The organism is Kouleothrix sp. 19917 (genome assembly GCF_057073505.1).
The window spans coordinates 6,819,575-6,842,465 of record NZ_CP097099.1 but is presented as its reverse complement, the minus strand read 5'-3'; the positions used below and the strand labels follow the sequence as shown (position 1 = coordinate 6,842,465).

The 22,891-nt window shown below is 64.1% G+C and carries 17 protein-coding genes; 3 read left to right on the top strand and 14 right to left on the bottom strand.

The features are described from left to right. Positions 1-136: 136 nt before the first annotated feature. Both M1P90_RS27705 and plsY read left to right on the top strand, forming a co-directional pair. The gene (locus M1P90_RS27705) at positions 137-1,186 is read left to right on the top strand and encodes a ketopantoate reductase family protein (RefSeq protein WP_483698903.1); all 1,050 of its coding nucleotides are present in this window, start codon (positions 137-139) and stop codon (positions 1,184-1,186) included. A gap of 26 nt (positions 1,187-1,212) precedes the next feature. After that, a complete protein-coding gene (gene plsY, locus M1P90_RS27700; RefSeq protein WP_483698901.1) occupies positions 1,213-1,833 on the top strand; it encodes a glycerol-3-phosphate 1-O-acyltransferase PlsY in 621 nt (206 codons plus the stop codon). A gap of 3 nt (positions 1,834-1,836) precedes the next feature. Here the strand turns inward: plsY and M1P90_RS27695 are convergent, their stop codons facing one another. The 3 genes from M1P90_RS27695 to M1P90_RS27685 form a co-directional block, all read right to left on the bottom strand. Next, positions 1,837-4,839 carry a tetratricopeptide repeat protein gene (locus tag M1P90_RS27695; protein WP_483698900.1) on the bottom strand — a complete coding sequence of 1,001 codons (3,003 nt, stop codon included), beginning with the start codon at positions 4,837-4,839 and terminating at the stop codon, positions 1,837-1,839. A 327-nt stretch (positions 4,840-5,166) separates the two neighbouring features. Then, a complete protein-coding gene (locus tag M1P90_RS27690; RefSeq protein ID WP_483698899.1) occupies positions 5,167-6,093 on the bottom strand; it encodes a hypothetical protein in 927 nt (308 codons plus the stop codon). A gap of 4 nt (positions 6,094-6,097) precedes the next feature. Beyond that, on the bottom strand, positions 6,098-7,258 hold the full coding sequence (locus M1P90_RS27685; protein WP_483698898.1) for an NAD(P)/FAD-dependent oxidoreductase: 1,161 nt from the start codon (positions 7,256-7,258) through the stop codon (positions 6,098-6,100). A gap of 304 nt (positions 7,259-7,562) precedes the next feature. Between M1P90_RS27685 and M1P90_RS27680 the strand changes: the two genes are divergently transcribed. Next, the gene (locus M1P90_RS27680; RefSeq protein WP_483698897.1) at positions 7,563-8,045 is read left to right on the top strand and encodes a hypothetical protein; all 483 of its coding nucleotides are present in this window, start codon (positions 7,563-7,565) and stop codon (positions 8,043-8,045) included. 164 nt (positions 8,046-8,209) lie between these two features. Here M1P90_RS27680 and xylA read toward each other — a convergent pair whose 3' ends face one another. The 11 genes from xylA to M1P90_RS27625 form a co-directional block, all read right to left on the bottom strand. Beyond that, positions 8,210-9,379 (bottom strand): xylose isomerase, encoded by a 1,170-nt coding sequence (xylA, locus tag M1P90_RS27675; RefSeq protein ID WP_483698896.1) that lies wholly within the window; start codon positions 9,377-9,379, stop codon positions 8,210-8,212. A gap of 176 nt (positions 9,380-9,555) precedes the next feature. After that, the gene (locus M1P90_RS27670) at positions 9,556-11,925 is read right to left on the bottom strand and encodes a glycoside hydrolase family 3 N-terminal domain-containing protein (RefSeq protein ID WP_483698894.1); all 2,370 of its coding nucleotides are present in this window, start codon (positions 11,923-11,925) and stop codon (positions 9,556-9,558) included. Between the two features lie 188 nt (positions 11,926-12,113). After that, positions 12,114-12,971: a carbohydrate ABC transporter permease gene (locus tag M1P90_RS27665; RefSeq protein WP_483698893.1), complete on the bottom strand. Its 858-nt coding sequence runs from the start codon at positions 12,969-12,971 to the stop codon at positions 12,114-12,116. A 14-nt stretch (positions 12,972-12,985) separates the two neighbouring features. Beyond that, positions 12,986-13,918, bottom strand: a complete 933-nt coding sequence (locus M1P90_RS27660) for a carbohydrate ABC transporter permease (RefSeq protein ID WP_483698892.1) — start codon at positions 13,916-13,918, stop codon at positions 12,986-12,988. Positions 13,919-14,029: 111 nt separating this feature from the next. Beyond that, positions 14,030-15,499: an extracellular solute-binding protein gene (locus M1P90_RS27655; RefSeq protein WP_483698891.1), complete on the bottom strand. Its 1,470-nt coding sequence runs from the start codon at positions 15,497-15,499 to the stop codon at positions 14,030-14,032. A 226-nt stretch (positions 15,500-15,725) separates the two neighbouring features. Continuing rightward, positions 15,726-16,772: a LacI family DNA-binding transcriptional regulator gene (locus M1P90_RS27650; protein WP_483698890.1), complete on the bottom strand. Its 1,047-nt coding sequence runs from the start codon at positions 16,770-16,772 to the stop codon at positions 15,726-15,728. Between the two features lie 495 nt (positions 16,773-17,267). Next, on the bottom strand, positions 17,268-18,545 hold the full coding sequence (locus M1P90_RS27645) for a threonine/serine exporter family protein (protein WP_483698889.1): 1,278 nt from the start codon (positions 18,543-18,545) through the stop codon (positions 17,268-17,270). 128 nt (positions 18,546-18,673) lie between these two features. Then, entirely contained in the window at positions 18,674-20,203 is a 1,530-nt protein-coding gene (locus M1P90_RS27640; RefSeq protein ID WP_483698888.1) for a replication-associated recombination protein A, read from the bottom strand. 368 nt (positions 20,204-20,571) lie between these two features. Continuing rightward, positions 20,572-20,829 carry a GlsB/YeaQ/YmgE family stress response membrane protein gene (locus tag M1P90_RS27635; protein ID WP_483698887.1) on the bottom strand — a complete coding sequence of 86 codons (258 nt, stop codon included), beginning with the start codon at positions 20,827-20,829 and terminating at the stop codon, positions 20,572-20,574. 232 nt (positions 20,830-21,061) lie between these two features. After that, positions 21,062-21,901, bottom strand: a complete 840-nt coding sequence (locus M1P90_RS27630; protein ID WP_483698886.1) for a carbohydrate ABC transporter permease — start codon at positions 21,899-21,901, stop codon at positions 21,062-21,064. Positions 21,902-21,910: 9 nt separating this feature from the next. After that, positions 21,911-22,858: a carbohydrate ABC transporter permease gene (locus M1P90_RS27625; protein WP_483698884.1), complete on the bottom strand. Its 948-nt coding sequence runs from the start codon at positions 22,856-22,858 to the stop codon at positions 21,911-21,913. Between the last annotated feature and the right edge of the window lie 33 nt (positions 22,859-22,891).

Here is a 22,891-nt window from a genome sequence, read left to right as displayed (position 1 = left end):
CAAGTGAAGATTTTATAACAAAACTGCCTGTGTTCTGCTTCCGTAGAGTATAACGCTGGCGCAATCAAAAGAGATGCTGTACTATACACGCCCGATGCAAAGGCGTGGGCACCGCCCGCCGAAAGAAAGGAAGCGCATGGCTATCGTTGTGGTTGGCGCTGGCGCAATTGGCCTGCTGGTGGCCGGGCGCCTGGCCCAGGCCGGCCAGCGCGTCGTGTTGCTGGCCCGCCCCGCTTTGGCCGAAACGCTGGCACAGCAGCGGCTGCGCATCAGCGCCGATGGGCAGGTGCAGGTTGTCGACCAAATCACGACGATCACCAGCCCCGCCGAGCTTGCGCCAGCCGACCAGCCACCCGAGTTTGCGATCCTGTGCGTGAAGGGCTACGACACCCCCGGCGCGCTGCCCACACTGGCCGCGCTCCAGCCATTGTACGTCCTGACGCTGCAAAACGGCATCGGCAACGAAGAACTATTAGCCGCGCAGTTTGGTGCCGACCGGGTGGTTAGCGGGGCGATCACGACATCGGTGGAGGTGGAAGCGCCCGGCCGAATTGCGGTGACCAAGGCGGGCGGCATTGGCATTGCGCCCATGGGGCCGGGCGCGCGCGCCGCTGCCACGCAGGCCGCCAGCCAGTTTGGCGTGGCTGGCTTCGCCATCACCGAAGCGAGCGACTACCGCGCCCTGAAGTGGTCGAAGGCGCTGCTGAATATGCTGGGCAATGCCACCGCCGCCATTCTCGACATGAGCGTGGCCGAGGTATATGCCAACCGCCACCTGCTGGCGCTGGAGCGGCGCGCTTTTCGCGAGGCCCTGGCCGTGATGCGCCGGCTCGGCATTGCGCCGGTGAACCTGCCGCGCTACCCGGCCGCGCTGCTTGCCACAGCCATGCGCACGGTTCCCGCGCCGCTGCTCGACCCGATCCTGCGGCGCGTGGTGGCGGGTGGGCGCGGTCGCAAGCCACCCTCGCTTCAGCTCGACCTGGCGCGTGGCAATTCGCGCTCGGAAGGCGAATTTCTGTATGGCGCAGTGGCCAGCGCCGCTGCCGCAATTGGCATGGCCGCGCCAGTCAATCGCGCGCTCTGGGAAATATTACAGGCGATCGCCAGCGGGCAAACGCCCTGGGACGAATTTCGCCGCCAGCCCGACCGGCTGCTGGCCGAAGTCGCGCGGCGGGCAAAAAGCTAATGGCATAACCCTGAAGGAGAACGGTGATGGCGACCTCGCAACTGCTGCTGGCGGCCGGCCTGATCATTGCCGCCTACCTGGCCGGCTCGGTGCCATTCAGCTTTCTGGTGGCGCGCGCGCGCGGCGTCGATCTGCGCACCGTCGGCAGCGGCAACATCGGCGGCGCGAATGTGTGGCGCTCGGCAGGCTTCGGGCCGTTTGTGGTCGCCGCTGTGCTCGACATGCTGAAAGGGATGTTGCCGACCCTGGCGGCGCGCTGGCTGCTGCCCGGCCAGTTTGTGGTGATTGTGCTGACGGGTATGGCGGCGGTGCTCGGTCACACCTTCCCGATCTTCCTCGGCTTCAAGGGCGGCAAGGCCGTGGCAACCAGCGGCGGCGTGCTGCTGGCAATCGCGCCCCTGCTCGTGCCAATCGGCATTGCGGCGTGGGCGGTCGCCTTCATGATCACGCGCATTTCCTCGGTCGGTTCGCTCACCGCTGCCGCCGTGGTGATTGTGGCCGGCACGCTGTTCTACCTGGCGGGCGCGCTGCCGCTGGCCTACGCCGCATTTGTGTGGTTCAGCGCGCTGTTTGTGGTGTACCTGCACCGCGAAAACATTCAGCGCCTGCGCGCCGGCACCGAAAATCGCTTCACCCGCCTGCGCTAGTTTCTACCGATTGCACAGCTGCGGCGCGAGCTGGCAGGCAGCCGCTTCATCGTTCTGCGCGCCGGGCGCCGGGGCAGGGGCAGAGCCAGGTGAGCCAAGTTTCTGCTGAGCGCGCGAGCGGTTCAGCAAAATGACCGCAGCCTGCTCGCGCTCGGCGGCGCTCAGGTTTCCCGGTGGCAGCAGGCGCAGCGCGCGCGTGTAGGCCTCCACCGCGCCGGCAAAGTTGCCCTGCAAATACAGCGCATCGCCAATCTGCTGCCAGCTCGCGGCCGTGCCGGCGTCGTGTTCCTGCGGGCCGGGGATCACGCCGGGCGCGGGCAGGCTATCTGAGCCAGCCTGCGCCGCCGCGCTATAGTCGGCCTGGCGCGTGTAGGTTTTGCTGAGCGTGGTGTAGTAAAGCTGCGAAACAGGTTGAAAGGAAGCAATACCAGCAAGCAGCACCGCGCCAACAACCAGCGCCACACCAGGCGCAGGCCGGCGCGGGAACCAGAGCGTATACACCGCTTCGGCCAGGGCGTAGCTACCCCACAGTAGCAAGCCAATATTCAGCGCCGCAACCGGCAGCGCCCGGCCGCCGCCAAGGGCATACAGCAGCACCGCGCCCAGCCCGGCCGCGCCCACCAGCCACGGCCAGCGCTCGCGCAGCGCCAGCTGCCGGTGAATCGCCAGCGGATGCGCCACAAACCAGTAGCTCAGCGGCAGCAGGATCAGCAGCCCGCTAAACGCCAGCATGTTCACAAAAGCGTACAGCTCGGGTGGCAGGGCCTGCAACAGCGCCTCGCTCCAGCGGTTGTCGGCCCAGATGCACACAAGCAGCAGCAGCACGCCCACCAGGAGCGACGCGCCGCTCAGGCTCGGCAGCAGGCGCAGGCCGCGTTCCTCGGCGCGGGCGGGGTTGCCAGCATCGCGCAGGTGCAGGGCAATGTCGCGCTGCAAACCGCTATACCAGCCGGTGATCCCGTCGATCCGCAAGTCGCTGCCATCAGCCGCCTCGAGCAGCGTCAGCGAGAACAGGGCCAGCGGGCGCTGCCACAGCCGCCGGTCGACCCGCAGCCAGCGGCGGATGTCGTCCCAGCGCATTGCAAGCGCCAGCGCGCCACGGTAGTCGTAGCGTGTGATCCCGCGCTCGCTGGTGATCAGGTAGTCGGGTTGCTCGCGCTCCAGCGCTTCCAGCCGAATAAAGAACATCAGCATCAGGCCCACCAGCGCGTAGATGCCCAGGCCCAGCAGGCCCATCGCCACCAGCAGCGCCAGCACATTCCACAGGTTGAAAAAGGTCGCTTGCTCAAGCAGCGCGCTGCCACCAATGCGCCGCACCACTGTGCTTGGAGCAACCAGCGCCGCCAGCAAGAGCGTCAGCGGCACCGCTCCCACCACCAGCGCCTGAATCTGCGGCAGCAGGCTGCGCGGGAAGCGCGCCACATAGCGCTTTTCGGGCTCGGCGTCCAGCAGCGCGTTGATTTGGTCGGAAAGCGCGCCGGGGCCACTGGTGCGCTGCCAGGCGCGCAGCGCGTAAAGCGCCTGCTCGCGCGCCGCCACGTAGCGCAGCGCCCGAAAACGCACCAGGCTGCTGCGATACAGCTCCAGCGCCTCGGCGGGCGTGCCAGAAGCCGCAACCGCGCGCCCTTGCAGCGCCAGCGCCGCCGCCTCGCCACGCGCATCGCCAACCTGCCGGAAGCCGGCCAGCACCTCGGCCAGCAGGCGCTGCGCGCCCGCAAAATCGCCCAGGTCGGTCAGTGCCGCCGCGCTTGAGGTTTCGAGCCACAGCCGGCGATAAATATCCTGCGCGGCTGGGCGGGCGCGCAGCGCTTCGAGCTGCGCCAGCGCGTCGGCAGCATAGCCAAACAGGATCAGAATTTCGGCCTGCTGCTGCTCGGCGGCAAGCACGCCCCGCTCGTCGCCCAGTGCCGCGTAGGCGGCCCGCGCCTGATCGTACCAGTCCTGCGCAGTGCGGTAAATCCGCGCGATCAGCCAGTTCTGGTAGGAAGCCAGGTGCTGCGGGCGTGGCAAGGCCCAGGGGGTGCGGCGCAGCACAATCGCCACCAGCCGGAAGGGCAGCCCAAGCAGCCAGTACCATGCTTCGCCCAGGCCGCGCAGCAGCGGGTTTTTCGCAAAGGCGGGCACATACCAGCCGCCAGCGGTTTGGCCCATGCCGCGGTAGGCGTCGCCCAGGTGCAGCATCACATCGGCGGCAAGCGCGTTTTCGCCCGCGCCCCGGTAGAAGTTCAGGCTTTCGCGATACAGCTCGATTGCGCGTACCCACTGCCCCGTTTCGGCCAGCGTTTCGCCCAGGGTCTTGCGGGCGGCGGCGGCCAGCGGCGGCGCAATTTCCTCGCTCAGCAGGGCTTCAAGCTGGCTGGCCGCGTCGTCCAGCCGCAGCGAGGCACGCGCCAGCCGGGCGCGCAGGTAGCGCAGCCACTGCACGCCCGCCGCGTCGAGCGGGGCGTCGGCGGCGGTCAGCAGCAGCGCGTCGGCGTCGCCCAGGCGGTAGTCGCGCTCGGCGGCATCGAAGGCGGCGCGCAGGGCATCCAGCCCGGCGGCGGGTTCGGCATGAAGCTGATGGTAGAGGGCTTCACGCATCCACAAGTCCCAGTCGCCCGCTGGCCGCATGGTAATTTTCGCGTTCGGGAGCTGCACGTCGGTGGCGGGGGTGGCAGCCACGCGCGCCGCGAAATGGGCGAACAGGCGGCGGTGCAGTTCGGCCAGCTCTGCGGGCTGCTCGGCGCGCCAGGCAACCAGCAGCGCGGCGCGCACATCTTCCTGGTAGGCGTAGCGCCCCGGCCCAACCGGCCGCACAAAACTATAGGCCGCAAGCTGCTCAAGCACGCGCTCGTTGCCGTCGGGCCGCTCGCGCAGCAGCGCCAGCACATCGGCATCGAACCAGTGCGGCACGGCGCAGCGGCGCAGCACCGCCGCCTGACGCGGCCCGGCCTCGGCCAGCACGCGCTCAAAGGTCGCGGCAATCAATGCATCGGGTTGCGCTTCAGTTGTGGCAGGAGTTGTCAACGATATGATATGTCCATAATCTGCGCAGTTTACAGTTTGCAGGTTGCACGTTTGAAAGTTACAGGTTCGCAAGTTTGCAGAGCATAGCTTACCGCTCACTGCCAACTGCCACCTGCCGACTGCTTGGTTCCTGGTTCTGCGGTTCCCGGTTCCGTGGTTCTCGTTGTCCAGCAATCTCATCCATAATCTGCGAAATCTGCGCAATCTGTGGATTATTTTCTCAGTGGGCGTATGCAATACGCCAGTGCGTTTGGGTATGCAATACGCCAGTGCGTTTGGGTGTGCAATACGCCAGTGCGTTTGGGTGTATTGCATACGCCCTTCGCCCTACCACTCGTCGTCGGCCATGGCTGGCTTGTTGGCCTGCTCAAGGTTGTCGCCAATCAGGCCCATCACCTGCGGGTTGCCCGCCACCGCCTGGCACAGCACCTGCGCCTGCGCGTCGGAGATGCCCGCGAGGCCGCGCCGCTCGCGCAAGTACTCGGTGATATAGCTGCACTCCAGCAGCTCCAGCGACACGCGGCCCAGCACGTCGTTCCACTCAATCCCAAACTCGGGCACGCGCCGGCCGGCCAGCACCACGGCGGCATTTGGCAACTTGCCATCGCGAATACGCGCCAGCAGCTGGTTCACCACCCAGCGGTCGGCCGCGCTTGGTGCCCAGCGCTCGGTTTCCACCGAAGCGCGCTCGTAGGTATCGAACAGAAAGACCACGCGCGTGCGCCCGCACAGCTCGGTCAGGCACTCGAAAAACGCCGCGTTGATGCGATCTTCCAGCGCCTGGCGCGCGAGGGGATTGTCGGTCTGGATCACAAAGGAGTTGTCGCGAATCACGGTGGTGCCGATGTCGGAAACGGTGATGGGCGAGCTGCTGAGCGTGTTGCCATCGCCAAGGCTGACATTGATCGGGCCGGTCGTTCCACCACCTTGCGCAGCCAGCGCCACCCGCGCCGTGGTCGCCTCGTCGAGCGCACGCATCAGCGCGGCAAAATATTCCGTGCCGAATGCGTCGCGGCAGCGCAGCGCCAGGCTCAGCGCATCATACGCCTGCCCATCGGCAAAATCGATCTGCACGGTTGGCAGCCCGCGGCTAGCCGCCTCGGCGGCAAACACCCGCAGCAGCCACGATTTCCCAAGCCCGCCCGCAGCCGTGATCAGCATCACCTGGCGGCGCGCCTGGCCGTCGATTACTTTGCGGAAAATATCGCTCTGCCGAACACGGTCGACAAACAGCTCGCGGAGTGTTTTGGCCATGCTTTCACACGATATTACGCTCGTAGGCCAGCTTCTGGGCCACAAAACGGCTGATGCGCAGCTCGTCGATGTTGATGCTGTGGGCGCGCCCGTCGAGGATTTCTTCGGCCATCAGCAGGCCGGTGGCGGGCGAGTGCATAATGCCATGCCCGCTGAAACCGCTCGCGTCGACGTAGTTCGCCAGGTCCGGGTGGCGGCCCAGGATGGGCATGTGGTCGGGCGTGATTTCGTAGGAGCCCGCCCAGCACAGCTTTTCGGCCAGCCCCGCCCGCTCCAGAATTGGGAAGCGCGCCAGGCCGTTTTCCAGCACTGTGTCGAACCAGTCCCAGTCGAGCTGCAGGTTATGGCTGGGCGGCTCCGCCGGGTTCGACTGGCCGAACAGCACGTTCTGCTGCTCTTTACGCAGGTAGAAGCCCGTGCCAACGTCGATGGTGAGCGGCACCGGGCCGGGGATGTGCGCGAACGGTTCGGTCATGAACACGCAGCGACGGTAGGGCTTGACGGGAATGTCCAGCCCGGCCAGCGCGCCAACCTCCCCGGCCCACGATCCAGCCGCGTTCACCACCACATCGCAGAAGATCGCGCCGTCGGGCGTTTCCACCGCAGTGGCGCGGCCGTTTTCCACGCGGATACCGGTGGCGGGCGTGGCGCGCAGCAGGCGTGCACCCAGCGCACGGGCGCGGTTGAGGTAGCCCAGCGCAATGCCATACGGGTCGACATGCCCATCCTCGGGGCCGTAGGTCGCGCCAAGCAGGTCGTCGGTGCGCGTGCCCGGCACAAAGCGCCCGGCCTCCTCGGGCGTGAGCAGCTCGGTGCGCACGCCCAGGCTGCGCTGCAAGGCCACGCTGCGCTGATATTCTTCCCAATCGGCGGGGTTGTTGATGAGAAAAAGGTAGCCGATCTGGCGAAATTCGGCGTGCCCGCCGACTTCTTCTGTAAAGTGTTTGATCCGCTCGATGCCATAGATCGACATGCGAATATTGACTTCGCTGGAAAACTGGTGGCGCACGCCCGCCGCCGAGCGCGCCGTCGAGCCGGTGATCTCGGTTTCGCCCTGCTCAAGAATGCAGATGTTGGTGCAGCCGCGCGCGGCGAGGTGATATGCAATCGAAGCGCCCATGATGCCGGCGCCAATAATCACAACCTGGGCAGTTGAATCAGCCATGCTGCTGGGCCTCCGTGTGGAGCGGAATGCCCGAATTGTAGCACTGGCATCGGCTTCCTGCAATCGGGGGCGCAAAAAGCCGCCCGGCGGTTCGCCCAAATTCACCCGTTTCGTCCGTTTATTCATCCAAACGGGCATACGCAGCCGCATCTTCTTCCGGGGGCTGCGCGGACGCAAGGCGGAGAACGAAATACTCCTTCAGAAGGGGCGGGCGTCCATCTCGAACCTGATGGCGCGGGCGGGGAATTTTGCTACAGTAACGGCAACATTCGTGCGGCATACAGTACAGGCGTGGAGGAAAGCGATGAGCCAGAACAATAGCGCGGTTCTTGCGGCACTTGCCGAGGTTGGCGTCACTATTTCGCCCGATCCTCGCGCCGCGACTGGCTGGGGCTGGGCGATTAGCAACGAAAAGATTTCGCAGCCCTGGGTTGGCCCCTACGCCACTGTCGACGAGACGATCAGCGCCGCGCTGAACTGGCTAATGACACGCGCCTGGAAGGGCACGCTGTGCATCCACACGCATAACGCCGATGCCGACCTGGCGTGGCGGCCTGAGGCTCAGCGCCCCGCCGAGCTGATTTTGCCGCCAATCGACGATCTGATCAGCAATGTGAACAACGCCGTAAACGATCTGGCGCACGATCTGGCACTCGATATGGCGCTAACACATCTGGCCGACGCGATCAATGCGCTGCCCGATATCGATGCGCTGCTTGAGGCGGAAGACGCTACGCCAATCGACGAGGCGCTGCTCGCGCCCTGGCGAAAGATGTTTGGCGAATAATCAGCCGCGTCACCGAAACAAAAGAAAAGAGACACGAGACACGATTTTTGTCGTGGTCTCGTGTCTCTTTGTTGTTCGGGTAATAATCCGCAGGTTACGCAGATGACACAGATTATAGTATCTTAAATCTGCGCAATCTGCGTAATCTGTGGATTTTTGAACCTCTACCGCACGCCAAGCAGCAGATCGACGGTGAGCTGGTCGATGCGCTCGTAGGCGAGGTTGCGCGCGCCAAGCGCCTTGCGATCAAAGGCGTGCTCCTTCAGCGCCGACGCATTCGCCGCGCTGTAGCCGCCACTCCAGGAAGGCACCGCCGCGCCGCCCTCGGCCATCTGCACGTCCTGCGCCAGCGCCTGAATCTCGCTGTCGGCGTTCCACTGCTGCGCCTTTTCCTTCAGGATCAGGTAGGTGCGCATGCAGCCGCGCGCAAAGTCCTTCACGCCTTCCACGCCCTCGGTGCGGTAGGCGTGCGCGTCGAAGTGCCGCGAGCCAGCGTAGCCCACGTCTTCTAGGAACTTCACCAGAAAGAACGCGCTCTTCAGGTTCACCGCGCCAAAGCGGAAATCCTGGTCGTAGCGCCCAACCGCCTGGTCGTTCAGGTCGATGTGGAACAGCTTGCCGGCGTCCCACGCCTGCGCCACGCCGTGGAGGAAGTTCAGCCCGGCCATCGTTTCGTGCGCAACCTCGGGGTTCACGCCAACCATCGCCGGGTCGTCCAGCGTTTGGATGAACGCCAGCGCGTGACCGACCGTGGCGAGGTAGATGTCGCCGCGTGGCTCGTTTGGCTTGGGTTCGAGCGCGAACTTCAGATTGTAGCCCTGGTCCTTGCTGTAGGCGCACAGGAAGTTGAGCGCCTCGCGAAAGCGCTTAGTGGCTTCGAGCGGATCCTTGGCGGCGTCGGTCTCGACGCCCTCGCGCCCGCCCCAGAAGACATACACGCCTGCGCCGCACTCCACGCCCAGGTCGATCGCGCGCATGGTTTTTTGCAGGGCGTAGGCGCGCACGGCCGGGTCGTTGGCAGTGAATGCGCCATCTTTGAAAGCCGGGTCGGTGAACAGGTTGGTGGTCGCCATCGGCACGACCAGCCCGGTTTCCTGCAACGCAGCCTTGAAGTCGCGCACAATGCGGTCGCGCTCGGCGGGCGTGGCGTCGATTGGCACGAGGTCGTTGTCGTGGAAGTTGACGCCATACGCGCCAGCGTCAGCGAGCAGGTGGACGATGTCGGGGGCGGAGAGCGGCTGGCGCACCGGTTCGCCAAACGGGTCGCGCCCTGGGTTGCCCACCGTCCACAGGCCAAACGTGAACTTATCCTCGGCTTTTGGTGTGTAATCCATTCTGGCTCCTTAGAATACTCTTTTTTCTTTGTGTGCCGTTTTCCGCGCTACGCGCGGAAAACGGCACACAAAAAAGATCAAAATTACCTTGCTGCCAAACTTCCTGAGCTTGCCGAAGGGCAGGCAAAAAGCACGGCGTCCGAATCAGAAATTGCGCGACTGCGCATATTTTCTGACTATTGCACGCTTGCGGTGCTGAAAAAGACTTTTTCGCCAATCGTAGTGGTCGCGCCGGTGATGGTGAACTCGCTCCGCGCACGAATATCATCCGACGAGCTGCCGACCATCACGGCGATCACGCCCGGCTCGACCACAAAATCCATGCGCTGGTCGTAGAAGCCGAGCAGCCGCGCGTCGAGCGTGAAGTGCACGGTGCGCGTTTCGCCCGGCGCGAGTGTGATGCGCTGGAAGCCTTTCAGCTCCTTCACCGGGCGGGTGACGCTGGCCTGCACATCGTGCAGGTAGAGCTGCACAACTTCGTCGCCTGCGCGCGCGCCGCTGTTTGTGATATCGATGCTGATGGTGAGCTGCCCGTCGGGCGCAATCTCCGTGCGATTAAGGCGCAGGTTCGCGTAGTCGAAGGTGGTATAGCTCAGCCCAAAGCCAAACGGGAACAGCGGCTTCGTGCTCATTTCGACATAGTTGCCCTTCCAGTGCGAGCGCCCGCCGGAAGGCTTGTGGTTGTAAAACACCGGCAACTGGCCGATGCTGCGCGGAAAGCTCATTGGCAGCTTGCCGCCGGGGTTGGCGTCGCCAAACAGCACGTCGGCTACGGCGTTGCCGCCTTCTTCGCCGGGCAGCCAGACTTCCAGCAGCGCGGGAATGTGCTCGGCGATCCACGGCAGCGTCAGCGGGCGACCGTTCATTAGCACCAGCACCACTGGCGTGCCGGTTTCGGCCACGGCGCGCACCAGTTGCTCCTGCACGCCCGGCAAGCCAAGCTCGGCGCGGTCGCGCGATTCGCCGCTGGAGCAGCTATCGGTCAGGCCGGCTTTGTCACCCACCACCACAATCGCCACCTCGGAGGCGCGCGCCGCCGCCACCGCTTCGGCAAACCCATCCTGCGATTCGCCGAGCACGTCGCAGCCCTTGGCATACAGAAGCTGTGTGTTCGGCCCAACCTGCTCGCGAATACCATCCAGCACGCTCACGAGCTGCACGCCAATGTCGGTCAGTTCGACCTTTTCGGGCAGGGTTTGCGGCAGTTGGCCGGGCTGTTCCAGCAGCTCCAGCAACGTTTCGATATGCGCGGGGTAGGAATAATCGCTGAGCTGGTGACGCACCGTGTCGGCGTTCGGGCCAATCACCGCAATGGAGGCAAGGTCTTTGCGCAAGGGCAGCAGCCCGCCCTCGTTGCGCAGCAGCACCACCGATTGGCGGGCGATCTCGCGGGCCAACTCGCGCTGCTCGGGCGTGTCGAACACAGCCGGCGCGGCTTCTTCGGCCACATACGGTTGCTCAAACACGCCCATACGAAACTTCATCGCCAGCACGCGCTCAACCGTCTCGTCGATCAGCTCAAGCGGCACCGCACCGGTCTGGATGGCTTCGCGCAGCGGCGCGCCATAGCAGTCGGTGCCGGGCAGCTCGATATCCATGCCAACCTCAAGCGCCAGGCGCGCGGCTTCGCCCTTGCCCGCCACGACGTGGTGGTACTGGTCGAGCATATGAATCGCGAAGTAGTCGGAAACGACCAGGCCGTCGAAGCCGAACTCGCCGCGCAGCACGTCGCGCAGCAGCCAGGCCGAGCCGCCGCAGGGCACGCCATCCAGCTCATGGTAGGCGTTCATCACCGAGGCGAGGCCGGCGGTACGAATGGCGGCTTCAAAGGGCGAAAGGAAGACCTCGCGCAGCTCACGGGCGGGGATGTGCGCGGGCGCCCAGTTCATGCCCCCTTCCGACGCGCCATAGCCGACAAAGTGCTTGGCAGTGGCAATAATGCCCTGCGCCACGTCGGCAGTTTGCAGGCCGCGCACAAAGGCCGCGCCCAGGTTCGACACCAGGTAGGGGTCTTCGCCAAAGGTTTCTTCGGTGCGGCCCCAGCGCGGCTCGCGCGTCACATCCAGCACGGGGGCAAGCGCCTGGTGCGCACCGACCGCGCGCATCTGCGTGCGGATCACCGCGCCCATCGCCTCGACCAGATCGGGCTGCCAGGTGCTGGCCGCGCCAATGATCTGCGGGAAGCAGGTTGCGCCACGCGCCATATAACCGCTGCACGATTCCTCATGCACCAGCGCCGGGATGCCCAGGCGCGTTTCTTCCACCAGAAAGCGCTGGATGGCATTCGCCAGCCGCGCCGAGTCGTCGGGGCGCACGCTGCTGGCCCCGCCAATGCGCGTAATCTGCCCGATGCCATGCGCCATAATCGCCTCGGCCCTGGCGGGCGCAAGCTGCCCGTCGGCCAGCAGCTCGTAGACCCACGCGCTGCCAAGCTGCGCCAGCTTTTCGTCGAGCGTCATGCGCGCCAGCAGGTCGCGCGCGCGCTCGGCCGCCGGCAGCGTGGCATCGCGGTAGGGCGCGGTGTGGTCAGTGGTAAGCGTCGTCATGATTGTTTCCATCACACACGAAGTCGTGTGCGCCTATAACTGCGTGCATCGTGAATCGAGCCACCGAGGGCACCGAGGACACCGAGCGAGATGAGCAGAACCTGGCGTTTTCTGCTCCATTCTCTGTCTTCGTGCCTTCGTGTCTTCGTGGTTACGGTAAAACTTCGGCTTCCTCGGGCTGTGCAGAATTATCCCTTCACCGCGCCCGCCGTCAGGCCCGCGATGATCTGGCGCTCGGCCAGCAGGTAGAAGACAATCGTCGGCACCAGCGCCAGCGACACAAACGAAAGCACACGCCCCCAGTCGGTGCCGAACTGGCCCTGGAACTGCATGATGCCCAGCGGCAGCGTATAGAGCTTTTCGCTGTTCAGCACCAGCAAGGGCAGGAAGAAATTATTCCAGCTTCCAACCATTGTCAGCACCGCCACCGCCGCCAGCGCCGGGCGCATCAGCGGCAGCAGCACGCGCCAGAAAAAACCCACCGGCGAGCAGCCGTCGATTGCAGCCGCTTCGTCCAGCTCGCGCGGGATGGTCGAAAAGAAGCCGCGCAGAATCAGAATGTTGCCGGGCAGGCCAAAGGCGATTTGCGGCAGAATAATGCCCCACAGACTATCGACCAGGTTGGCCTGGCGCAGCGTGATATACAGCGGCAGAATGGCCACCGCAATCGGGAAGAGCAGGCCCAGCGTGAAGAAGTTGAACAGAATCTCGCGGCCGCGAAACTGCAAGCGCGCAAACACAAACGCCGCCATGCTCGCCACAATCAGCACGCCCAGTGCGGTCGCCAGCATCACCAGCGTGCTGTTGCCCATCTGCCGCCAGAACGAGGGATTTTGCAGCACGCTCGTGTAGTTCGAGTATACCCATTGCTCGGGCAGGCCAAACGGGTTGGTCAGCAGGTCGGCATTCGCTTTAAAACCGTTGATCACTGTGGCGACCAGCGGGATGAGCACCAGCAGCGCCACAATCCCGCCGATGAGGTATTGTGCCAGCAATACCAGGGTGCGCGAAATCGGTGCTGACGCGCGAATTTGTTGTGCTGCCATTGCTTCCTCCGCAGCTATTCAAAATCGCGCCGCATCGCAACGCGCTGGTAGACTAATGAAAAAGTAAAACAGATCAAGAACATAATCACGGCCACGGTGCTGCCATAGCCCAGCTGGAAGCGCTGGAAGCCATATTTGTACAGGTAGGTCGCCATGGTGTCGCTGGCGCTCACCGGCCCGCCGGTCGTCATCACCCACACCAGGTCGAAAAACTGCAGCGAGCCCAGCACCGACAGATAGACCGTCAGGCGAATGGTGCTGCCCAGCAGCGGGATGGTGATGTAGCGCAGGGTTTGCATGCGCCCGCAGCCGTCAATCGCGGCGGCTTCTTCCAGCTCGGCGGGGATGTTTTGCAGGCCGGCAATGTACAGGATCATGTGGTAGCCAAAGTACTTCCAGGTGATCACCACAAACAGCGCATACAGCACGGTTTTCGGGCTGGCCAGCGGCGCAACGTCGCCCAGGTTTGGCGCGATTGCATGCAGAAGCTGCTCGACCAGGCCGCCGCTTGGCCGGTAGATGAAGTTCCAGATCACGCCGGTAACGACTTCGGAAAGCACAAACGGCAGAAAGAAGATCGTGCGCAGCAACGCCCGGCCGCGCGTCAGGCCGCGGATGAGCAGGGCCAGGCCGAGCGCCAGGGGAAGCTGGATCAGCAGCGAGAGGGCGACAAGCTGGAGGTTGTGCGAAAGCGCGCCCAGAAACACGCGGTCGCTGAAAACGCGGGCGTAGTTGCCCAGGCCAACAAAGTTTTGCAGTGGGCCGAGGCCATTCCAGCGGTAGAGGCTGTAGTAGACGGCCTGCACCACCGGCAGCAGCACCAGGCCAGTGTAGATCAGGCCCGCCGGAAGCAAGAATAAAACAATCGTCGCCACCTTATCGAGGCGCAGAGGGGGCCGGCGTCGCGCCGGCGCGCGCTCGACTGGCTGCGAGGAGACGCGTGCCATAGCAGTTCCTTCTGATGCGGCACGGCTCCAGTGTAGCGACCATGCCACAGGCTATGATTGCGGCGCGGCCACGCCATGCGGCCGCGCCCCTGGTTCCTGAGCAAACTGCGCTTACGGCTGCAGCTCGGTCGCGGCCGTGTCCTCAATCGTCTTGGCGACATCCTCGGGCGAGGTGGTGCCCGCGAACAGGCCCTGGGTCGAGTCGTTCACGGCCTGGCCCACCGCCGGCGGCAGGTACTGGTCGTAGTAGAGCTGGTAGTACTTGGCCGCGCCAGCGCGCTGCTGCACTTCCTTCAGCAGCGGGTCGGTCATCGCCGCCTCGGAGCCTTTCACCACCGGCACCGAAATCAGGCCGTCCTTGGTCATGCTGGTCTGGTTTTCGGCGCTGGTCAGGAAGCGGATGAACTCAATCGCGGCCGGCGGCGCGTTCTTGCCGATTGCAAAGCCGTCGCCACCACCCAGCGCGTCGGATGGGTCGCCCGCGCCGCCTTCAACGGTCGGGAAGGGGAACCAGCCCAGGTTCTTGTCGTAGGTTGCGACATCCTTGGCCACGCCGCGGTCCGCGCCCGGCGCCCACTGGCCCATCAGCTCCATCGCAGCCTGGCCGTTCGCCATCACCACCTGGTGGTCGCCGTAGCTCGCGCCCAGGAAGCCAGTCTGGAAGGGCTGAAGATCAACCAGTTCCTTGAGCTTGGTGCCAGCCTCGACAAAGGCCGGGTCGGCAAAGCTGCCCTGGCGGGTGTAGGCCTTCTCGAAGGCTTCCTTGCCGCCGATGCGCGTGACCATGTAGACCCAGTAGAAGTGGCCGGGCCACTTGTCTTTTTCGCCCAGCGCAATCGGCGTGATGTTGGCGGCCTTGAGCTTCTTCACCGCGTCGATGAATTCGGTCCAGGTCGCGGGCGGCTGGGCAATGCCAGCCTGCTGGAACAGCGCCTTGTTGTACCAGAAGCCGACCATACCGGCGTTCCACGGCACGCCAAAGCTCTTGCCGTCGAAGGTGTACAGCGACAGCGGGCCGGAGTTGAAGCTTTCGCCCCAGCCGTTCTGGCCGAGCGCGGGCGTCAGATCCTGCACCAGGCCGGCATCGGCATACTGCTTCAGCACGCCACCGCCCCAGCTCTGGAAGATGTCGGGCGGGCTGCCCGACTGCATCGCAGTCGCCAGCTTGGACTTGAATGCCTCGTTTTCGAGCACGGTGATTTCAATCGAAACGTCGGGGTTCTTCGCCACGAAGTCGTTGGCCAGCTTGGCCCAGTTCGCCCGATCCTTCACGCCGGTGCTGATGTGCCACCAGACGATCTTGGTCGCGCCGGTGCCCACGGTCGAAGGGCCAGGCGTGGGGGTGGGAACTTCGGTGGGCGCTTCGGCGGCGGCAGCGGTGGGTGCTTCGGCGGCAGCAGCGGTGGGCGCTTCAGCGGCGGGGGCACTTGTAGCCTCGGCAGCGGCGGGGGCAGCCGTGGCGGGCGCGGCGGCGGGCGCAGCGGTGGGCGCGTTGGCTTGCGGTGCAGCGCCGCCACATGCCGCCAGCAGCCCCATCACAATCAGTAACAACAGCGAGACGCGGATCCATCTTGCCTTCATGGCCTTGCTCCTTTGCGAGTCGATGGGAATAACGAGCGTACTCCGCCAGCCGCTACCGGGGGCCCGCCGGGAACGTGCAGCGAAAGCGCGATATAGCTATTGAAATGTGAGCCGAACCGAGGCAACACGAAGCCCACCTGCGCATGCGCAGGCAACCGAATCGCCAGGTTCAGGTATTGGAATGCGGCAAGCCGCAGGAATTAATACGATCCGTGAAAGAGCCAGCCTAACGGCTGTCGTTCCCCAATGGCCCCAGTGGCCGGCACGACTCGCGCACAATCAGCTCGGTTGGCAGCTCAATCCGCTCGGGCGGCTGATGGTCGTTGCCGATCTGGCGCAGCAGCATTTGCGTCGCCACGCGGCCCATTTGCTCCAGCGGCTGGCGCACCGTCGTCAGCGCCGGGTAGACGCTGGCCGATTGTGGAATATCGTCAAAGCCGATAATCGACAGATCGCCGGGGATACGCAGGCCGCGGTCGCGCGCGGCATCGATCACCCCAAAGGCCATCTCATCGTTCGAGGCGAAAATCGCCGTTGGCGGGTCGGGCAGGTCGAGCAGCGCGCGCGCCCCGGCGAAACCCGTCGCGCGGGCGAAATCGCCAGGCGCAACCAGCGCCGGGTCGGACGCAATGCCGAATTCGGCCAGCGCCGCGCGGTAGCCTTCCAGCCGATCGACCGCACAGCCCACATCCAGCGCGCCAGTGATCATACCAATGCGCCGATGCCCCAGCTCGATCAGGTAGCGCGTCGCAGTGTAGCCGCCCGCCCGGTTCGTCGCGCCGACGGCCGCGCCGCCCTCGCCAATCCCCTGGTGGTCGATCAGCACATACGGGAAGCGCCGCCGCAGCAGCGACTGCAGGTAGGCCTCGGGATTGCGCGGCAGAATCAGCAGCAAGCCATCCGCCATGCCCCGCGTGATCGTCGTGACATAGGCCGACTCTTTTGCGCGGCGGTGGGTGGTGTAGAGCATCAGGTCGTACTGTGCCGCCTCCAGCTCCAGGTCGATCCCGCGCACCAGCTCGCCGGTGTAGGCGGTTTCCAGCCCTTGCACCAGCAACCCAATCACCCGCGAACGGCCGCCGGCCAGGCTGCGCGCCTGCTGATTCGCCACATAGCCCAGACGCGTCATGGCGTGCAGCACGCGCTCGCGCTTGTCGGGCTTGACGTGATCTTTGTTGTTAATAACGCGCGAAACGGTGGCGTACGAAACGCCAGCTTCCCGCGCAACATCGAAAATGGTTACTTCGCCCTGATCCTTTTCGCCCCGTGCCATACTACTTCCCTCTGGCAGCCGCCACATGCAGCTTGTTTGCCGATACGATTAGAGTGTCATATCATACCGCATTTGGCACACGCGATCATGCTGCTCGGGAGGCACTTTCCAGCAGGACTTTGGGAACAGATTGTAAGCGTTTTCACAACTCGTTACATGCGAATGCGCTGCGAGTGCTCGATTGCTTACTTATTTTGTAACCGCTTTCAACAGGATGTGCGCATCATAGCATTGTTTGTAAGCGCTGTCAATATTGCAATTTGCACAAAAGAAGCCCGGGGCGCATGCGCAGCCCCGAGCGCGGAGGGTTCGAAGGTTGCAGGGTGGGAGGTTTGAAGGTTGGCAAGTTCAAGGTTGCAGGTTCGAATGTTGCAAGCCCAATCCCAAAACCCCAGACCCTAGATCCTCATGAGGTTGCAGGTTACAGGTTGGAAAGTTACAGGTTTCGCCGCCTGCTGACTCCTGACTTCTGACTCCTGACTTCTGACTCCTACCCTACGCAAACAGCGGCCGCTGGCGCGCGCGTGCCAGCGCGTTCACCGTGCCCAGCCCCACCGCAATCGACACCACCAGCACGGCGGCGCGCACCGCGTCGGCCAGGCCGGTGGTGTAATCCGCTTCGACAAAATGCAGCACAGCGCGGAATGCCACCGCGCCCGGCACCAGCGGGATGTAGCCGGGGATGGCGAACAGCGAGCTGGTGGTGCGCAGCCGCCGGGCCAGCAGCTCGGCCATCAAGCCGATGGTAATGCCCGCGAAGAAGAACGCAACCTCACTCGGCCCGCCGAAATGCGCGATCAGCCAGCGCACGCCATAGGCCAGCATGCCCGTCAGCGCGGCGGCAGGCAAGGATCGGTAGGGCACGTCGAACAGCACCGCAAAGCCGCCCGCCGCCAGCAGCGCCATCACGAGCGCCACCACGAAATTCGGCTGGAGTGTGACTTCCAGCGCCACGTTCGCCCGGCTAATCAAAAGCGTCGCCCAGATGCCCGCGCCAATCGACATCACAAACAGCAGCGCAGCGGTGGCGCGCGCCACGCCCGAAATTATGTCGCCGCGAAACATGTCGGCGGTCGAGCTGACCATCAGCACGCCCGGCACAAGCAGCAGCACCGAGGCGGTGATCGCCGTGGCCTCGTTCACCTGAATTGGCAGCAGGTGCGGCAGGGTCACCGCCGCAATCAGCGCGATCGAGCTGGCGAACACCGCTACTACTGCCGTGGTCATCAGGCGGTCGAAGTTGCGGTGCAGCATGGAATGGCGCAGGTACTGGCCCATTGCTGCCGCCAGCAACACCACCGCGAACTCCCACAGCCCGCCGCCAAACAGCACCGCAAAGCCCGAACAGGCCAGCGCCACCGCCAGCGTCGTGATCAGCACGCCGTAGCAGCGCGGCTGGCGGGCAATCGTTTCGAGCTGGGCCAGCGCCGCGGGCTGATCGACCTCACCATGCTCGGCGCGGCGCGACAAATCCATCACCGCCGCGACGCGGCTCAGGTCCACGCCGCCCTTGATGATGCGCTGAATGCGCGTGCGGTGCTCATGGTGCGAAATCGCCGAGGCAATAATGCCCTGCGGCGTGACATAGACGTCCATCCATTCCGCGCCAAGCGCGGTGCCGAGACGGTGTACGGTTTCTTCCACGCGCGAGGTGTTGGCGCCATTTTCCAGCATGAGCTGGCCGGCGCGCAAGGCGGTGGTCAGCACGTCGCGCAGCTCGTCGCGCGTGAGCAGCGGGCGCTCGTGTGTGCTTGTTTCGATGTCTGTCAACATTGCTTTCAGCTTGTGCCAGTCGGGCCGCGCCCGTGCGCTGCCGCGCTGGCATAAAAAGAACACACCGGGTGTTGAGCACGCCGCTGTGTTCTTTGCGATTTGAAATTCACTTGTTGCTGGCGCGGATGCTACTCGCCGCCGCGCGCGTTTTTGCCGCCGCGTTTGGCGGCTGCCGGTCGGCGCACCTGCGCGCCGTCGTCGTCAGGCCCCGCCTGCGACTCTTCGCCGGCCATCGCCTGGAGCGCATCGCCCGCTGCGGCTGAGCGCCCGCCCACCACGGCTGGCGGCGCGGCTGGGATGGTTGGCGCTGGCGGGGTACTGGGCTTGCGCTCGTCGCGCCAGGCCAGCCGCTCGCGCACTGTCGCCTCAAAGCCGCGATTGCTTGGGTCGTAGTAGCGCCGCCCGGCCAGGTTGGGCGGGAAGTGCTCCTGATCGACCTGCGCATCCTCGTAGTCGTGGGCGTACTTGTAGCCCTTGCCGTAGCCCAGCCCTTTCATCAGGCGGGTGGGCGCGTTGCGCAAATGCATTGGCACCGGGTCGTTGCGCGTTTCGGCCACGTCGCGCAGGGCATCGCCATAGGCTTTGTACACGGCATTACTCTTGGGTGCCTGCGCGAGGTAGACAACCGCCTGCGCCAGCGCCAGGTCGCCTTCGGGCTGGCCGAGGAAATGAACCGCCTGCTGCGCGGCAAGCGTCAGCGGCAGCGCCTGCGGGTCGGCCAGGCCAATGTCTTCCACGGCCATGCGCACCACTCGCCGCGCTACGTACATCGGGTCTTCGCCGCCGTCGAGCATGCGCCCGAGCCAGTACAGCGCCGCGTCGGGGTCGCTGTCGCGCACGCACTTGTGCAGCGCCGAGATCGCGTCGTAATGCAGCTCGCCATTCTTGTCGTAGCGGGTGGCACGGCTTTGCAGTGCGTCGCGAATATCGTCCACCGTGATCAGGCGCTTGTCGCCCAGCGCGGGTGGCTTGGCCAGCACGGCCGCCTCAAGCGCGTTCAGGGCGGTGCGCGCATCGCCATTGGCCATGTTCAGCAGGAAGCCGCGCGCGTCGGCGGCGAGCATGGCGTGGTAGCTCGCCAGGCCGCGCTCATCGTCCTTGAGCGCCCGGTCGACCAGCACGCCAATCTGCTCGTCGGTATGCGCTTCGAGCACAAACACCCGCGCCCGCGACAGCAGCGCCGAGTTCACCTCGAACGAGGGGTTCTCGGTCGTCGCGCCGATCAGAATAACCGTGCCATCTTCAACATACGGCAGCACGGCGTCCTGCTGGGCCTTATTGAAGCGATGAATCTCGTCGATAAACAGAACGGTGCGCTGCTTGAACATGCCCAGCCGGTCCTGCGCTTCTTTCACCACGCGCCGCAGATCGGCCACGCCGGCCGACACCGCCGACAGCAGCTCGAAGTGGGCGTTGGTCGTTTCGGCAACAATACGGGCCAGCGTCGTTTTCCCGCTGCCAGGCGGCCCCCACAGAATGATCGAGAACAGGGTATCGCTGGCGATCGCGCGGCGCAGCAGCCGGCCCTCGCCCACAATCTGCTCTTGCCCAACAAACTCTTCCAGCGAGCGCGGCCGCATGCGCGCGGCCAGTGGGGCATGGCGTTGCAGCGCCTCGTCGCGCTGGTCGTCAAACAGGGTTTTCTGTGGTTTTGGCATATCTTCTTCCCAGTCGGGTCGCTCCGCCCTGCCATGATACCACAATCGCCGCTTTAGCTTGCCAAATTACGGGCCGGGTCATCCCCGCAATGGTACCCACATACCCACATGCACTACCAGGAAGTAGGAGCTAGGAACTATTGCGACTCGCCCCTGGCTGGCGTATTCTAATGGCAGACAAGCGCTGGGCACCATAACAAAACAGGCTGGTATTCATAAAAACCCTCTTGTAAAACAACCTCATATGTCGCCTCGGTCGCCCTCGATAGACCTCACAAACCAGCCGCATCCAAGCAGCCCAGCTTCTCGACAACAAAACAGCCGCTCGCCTCAAGCGAGCGGCTGTACGTTTTGTTGGGCCGAAACAGCTAGCGCCGCCGCCGCACACCCGTGAGCACAAACAGCAGGATCACCGCGCCGACCACCGCCACAATAAAGCTGGTGATGTCGAACCCTGCCACAAAATCTCTGCCAGTGACCAGGCTATACAAAAACCCGCCGATAAACGCGCCGACGATCCCGACGATGATGTTCAACAGGCAGCCCTGCCGCTCGTTGGTGCCGGCGATCATGCTGGCTACCCAGCCAGCCAGTGCGCCAAACACGAGCCACGCAATGATTCCCATGTGCGTCCTCCTTCTGCTTCGGGTGAAGCTGGCTTCGCGCTGGCTATTGTAGCAGAACTTTAGCAGGAGTCAGAAGCAGGCCCTGTCAGCGTGGGAAGGAGAACGAGATCAATCCGCAGATTACGCAGATTACACAGATGAGAGATCCCCTATCTGCGTAATCTGTGGATGAATTTTGGGACTTTGGCATAGTTCTGCAGGAACGCCCTGTCTCCTGTCTCCTGACCGCCATCTACCGTCCCGCCAGGCCAGTCGTCGCCACGCCCTCGATGAAGTAGCGCTGCGCGAGCAGAAAGATTGCGAGTGTGGGCAGCACCGCCAGCACCGAGCCGGCCATAATCAGGTCCACGCGCACGGCATACAGCGCCTGCAAGTCGATCAGGCCCTGGCTCACTACCTTGCGGCTGGGGTCGCTAATGATGATCAAGGGCCACAGAAAGCTATTCCAGGCATACAGAAAGCCAAAGGTCGCCAGCGTTGCCATGGCTGGCCGCGCCAGAGGCAGCACCACGCGGAACAGAATACCCCAGCGGCTCGCGCCATCGATCATCGCCGCTTCTTCCAGATCTTTCGGGATGCCCATAAAGAACTGGCGCAGCAGAAAAGTTCCGTAGGCTGTAAAAATCCACGGTATGATCAGCGCGGTGAGCCGGTTCACCCAGCTAAACGCCACCATGATCTTGAACATTGGCACAATGATGACGGCAAAGGGCACCATCAGCGTGCCCAGGTACAGAAAGAACAGCGTGTCGCGGCCGGGGAATTCCAGGCGCGCAAAGGCATAGCCCGCCAGCACCGACGTGATCACCCAGCCAAGCACCACGCCGCCGGTTACAATCACGGTATTCAGCAGCTGCGTGCCCAGCGGCACAATGCTGATCACTTCAAGATAGTTGCCAATCTGGAGGTTTTCGGGGAACAGGCGCGGCGGCACCTGCACCACCTCGGAAGAGCTTTTCAGCGACGACATAAGCATGTAGATGAACGGAAAGGCCATAATCAGGCCAGTGACGAGCAGAAAGGCGTAAGCCAGCCAGCGCTCGTATGGCCGCTGGAGAACTTGTCCGGTCATTGCGCCCTCCTATTCGTAATTGACCCAGCGGTTCGACAGGCGGAACTGCATAAAGGTGATCGCCATGATCATCAGGAACAGCACCCACGCCAGCGACGACGCATAGCCCATGTGGTCGGAAATAAAGCCCTCGCGGTACAGCAGCGGCACCACAGTGAGCATCGAGTCGGCCGGGCCGATGGTGGTGCTGCGCCCATAGCCCAGCGCGTACGGCACATCGAAGATTTGCAGGCAGTTAATCAGCGTGGTGATCAGAATGAAAAATGTGGTGGGCGAGAGCATCGGCACAGTGATGCGCGTGAACTGCTGCCAGCGTGTCGCGCCGTCGATGCTGGCGGCTTCGTAGAGCGGGCGCGAAATGCCTTGCAGGCCGGCCAGAAAGATCACCATGTTGTAGCCGATCGTCTTCCACGAAAATACCAGAATGACACTCAGCAAGGCCCAGTCGGGCGAGGTGAGCCAGGGGATGCGCGGCAGACCAATCAGGCTGAAGGCGTAGTTCACAAAGCCAAAATCGACATTGAGCAGGTAGCGCCACAGCAGCGACACCGCCACCACCGAGGCCACCACCGGGATGAAAAACAAGGCGCGGAAGAAGGCCTGACCGCGCAGCTTTTCGTTCAGCAGCACCGCCAGGATGAGCGCCGGCACCGTGGAAAGCACCAGCGTCGCCGCCGAGAAGACGAATGTATTGCGGATCGCCAGGTAGAAATTCGAGTCTTTGAAGACGGCGGCGTAGTTTTCCAGCCCGACCAGCCGCGCCTCGGCGACCGGCGTGCTGATGCGCGCGCTGGTGAAGCTCAGGTACAGCGAGATCGCGAGCGGCACCGCAAAAAAGATCAGCACGCCCAGGATGGTGGGCAGCAGCATGGTGTAGGCGTCGATGGTTTCGCGCAGTTGCTTGCTGCTGCGCTTTTGCGCCATTCCCGGCGAAGAAAGGGTCGCCTGTTTGCTCATAGCGGGTACCTCATTGTGTGGGCCAGCGAGCGC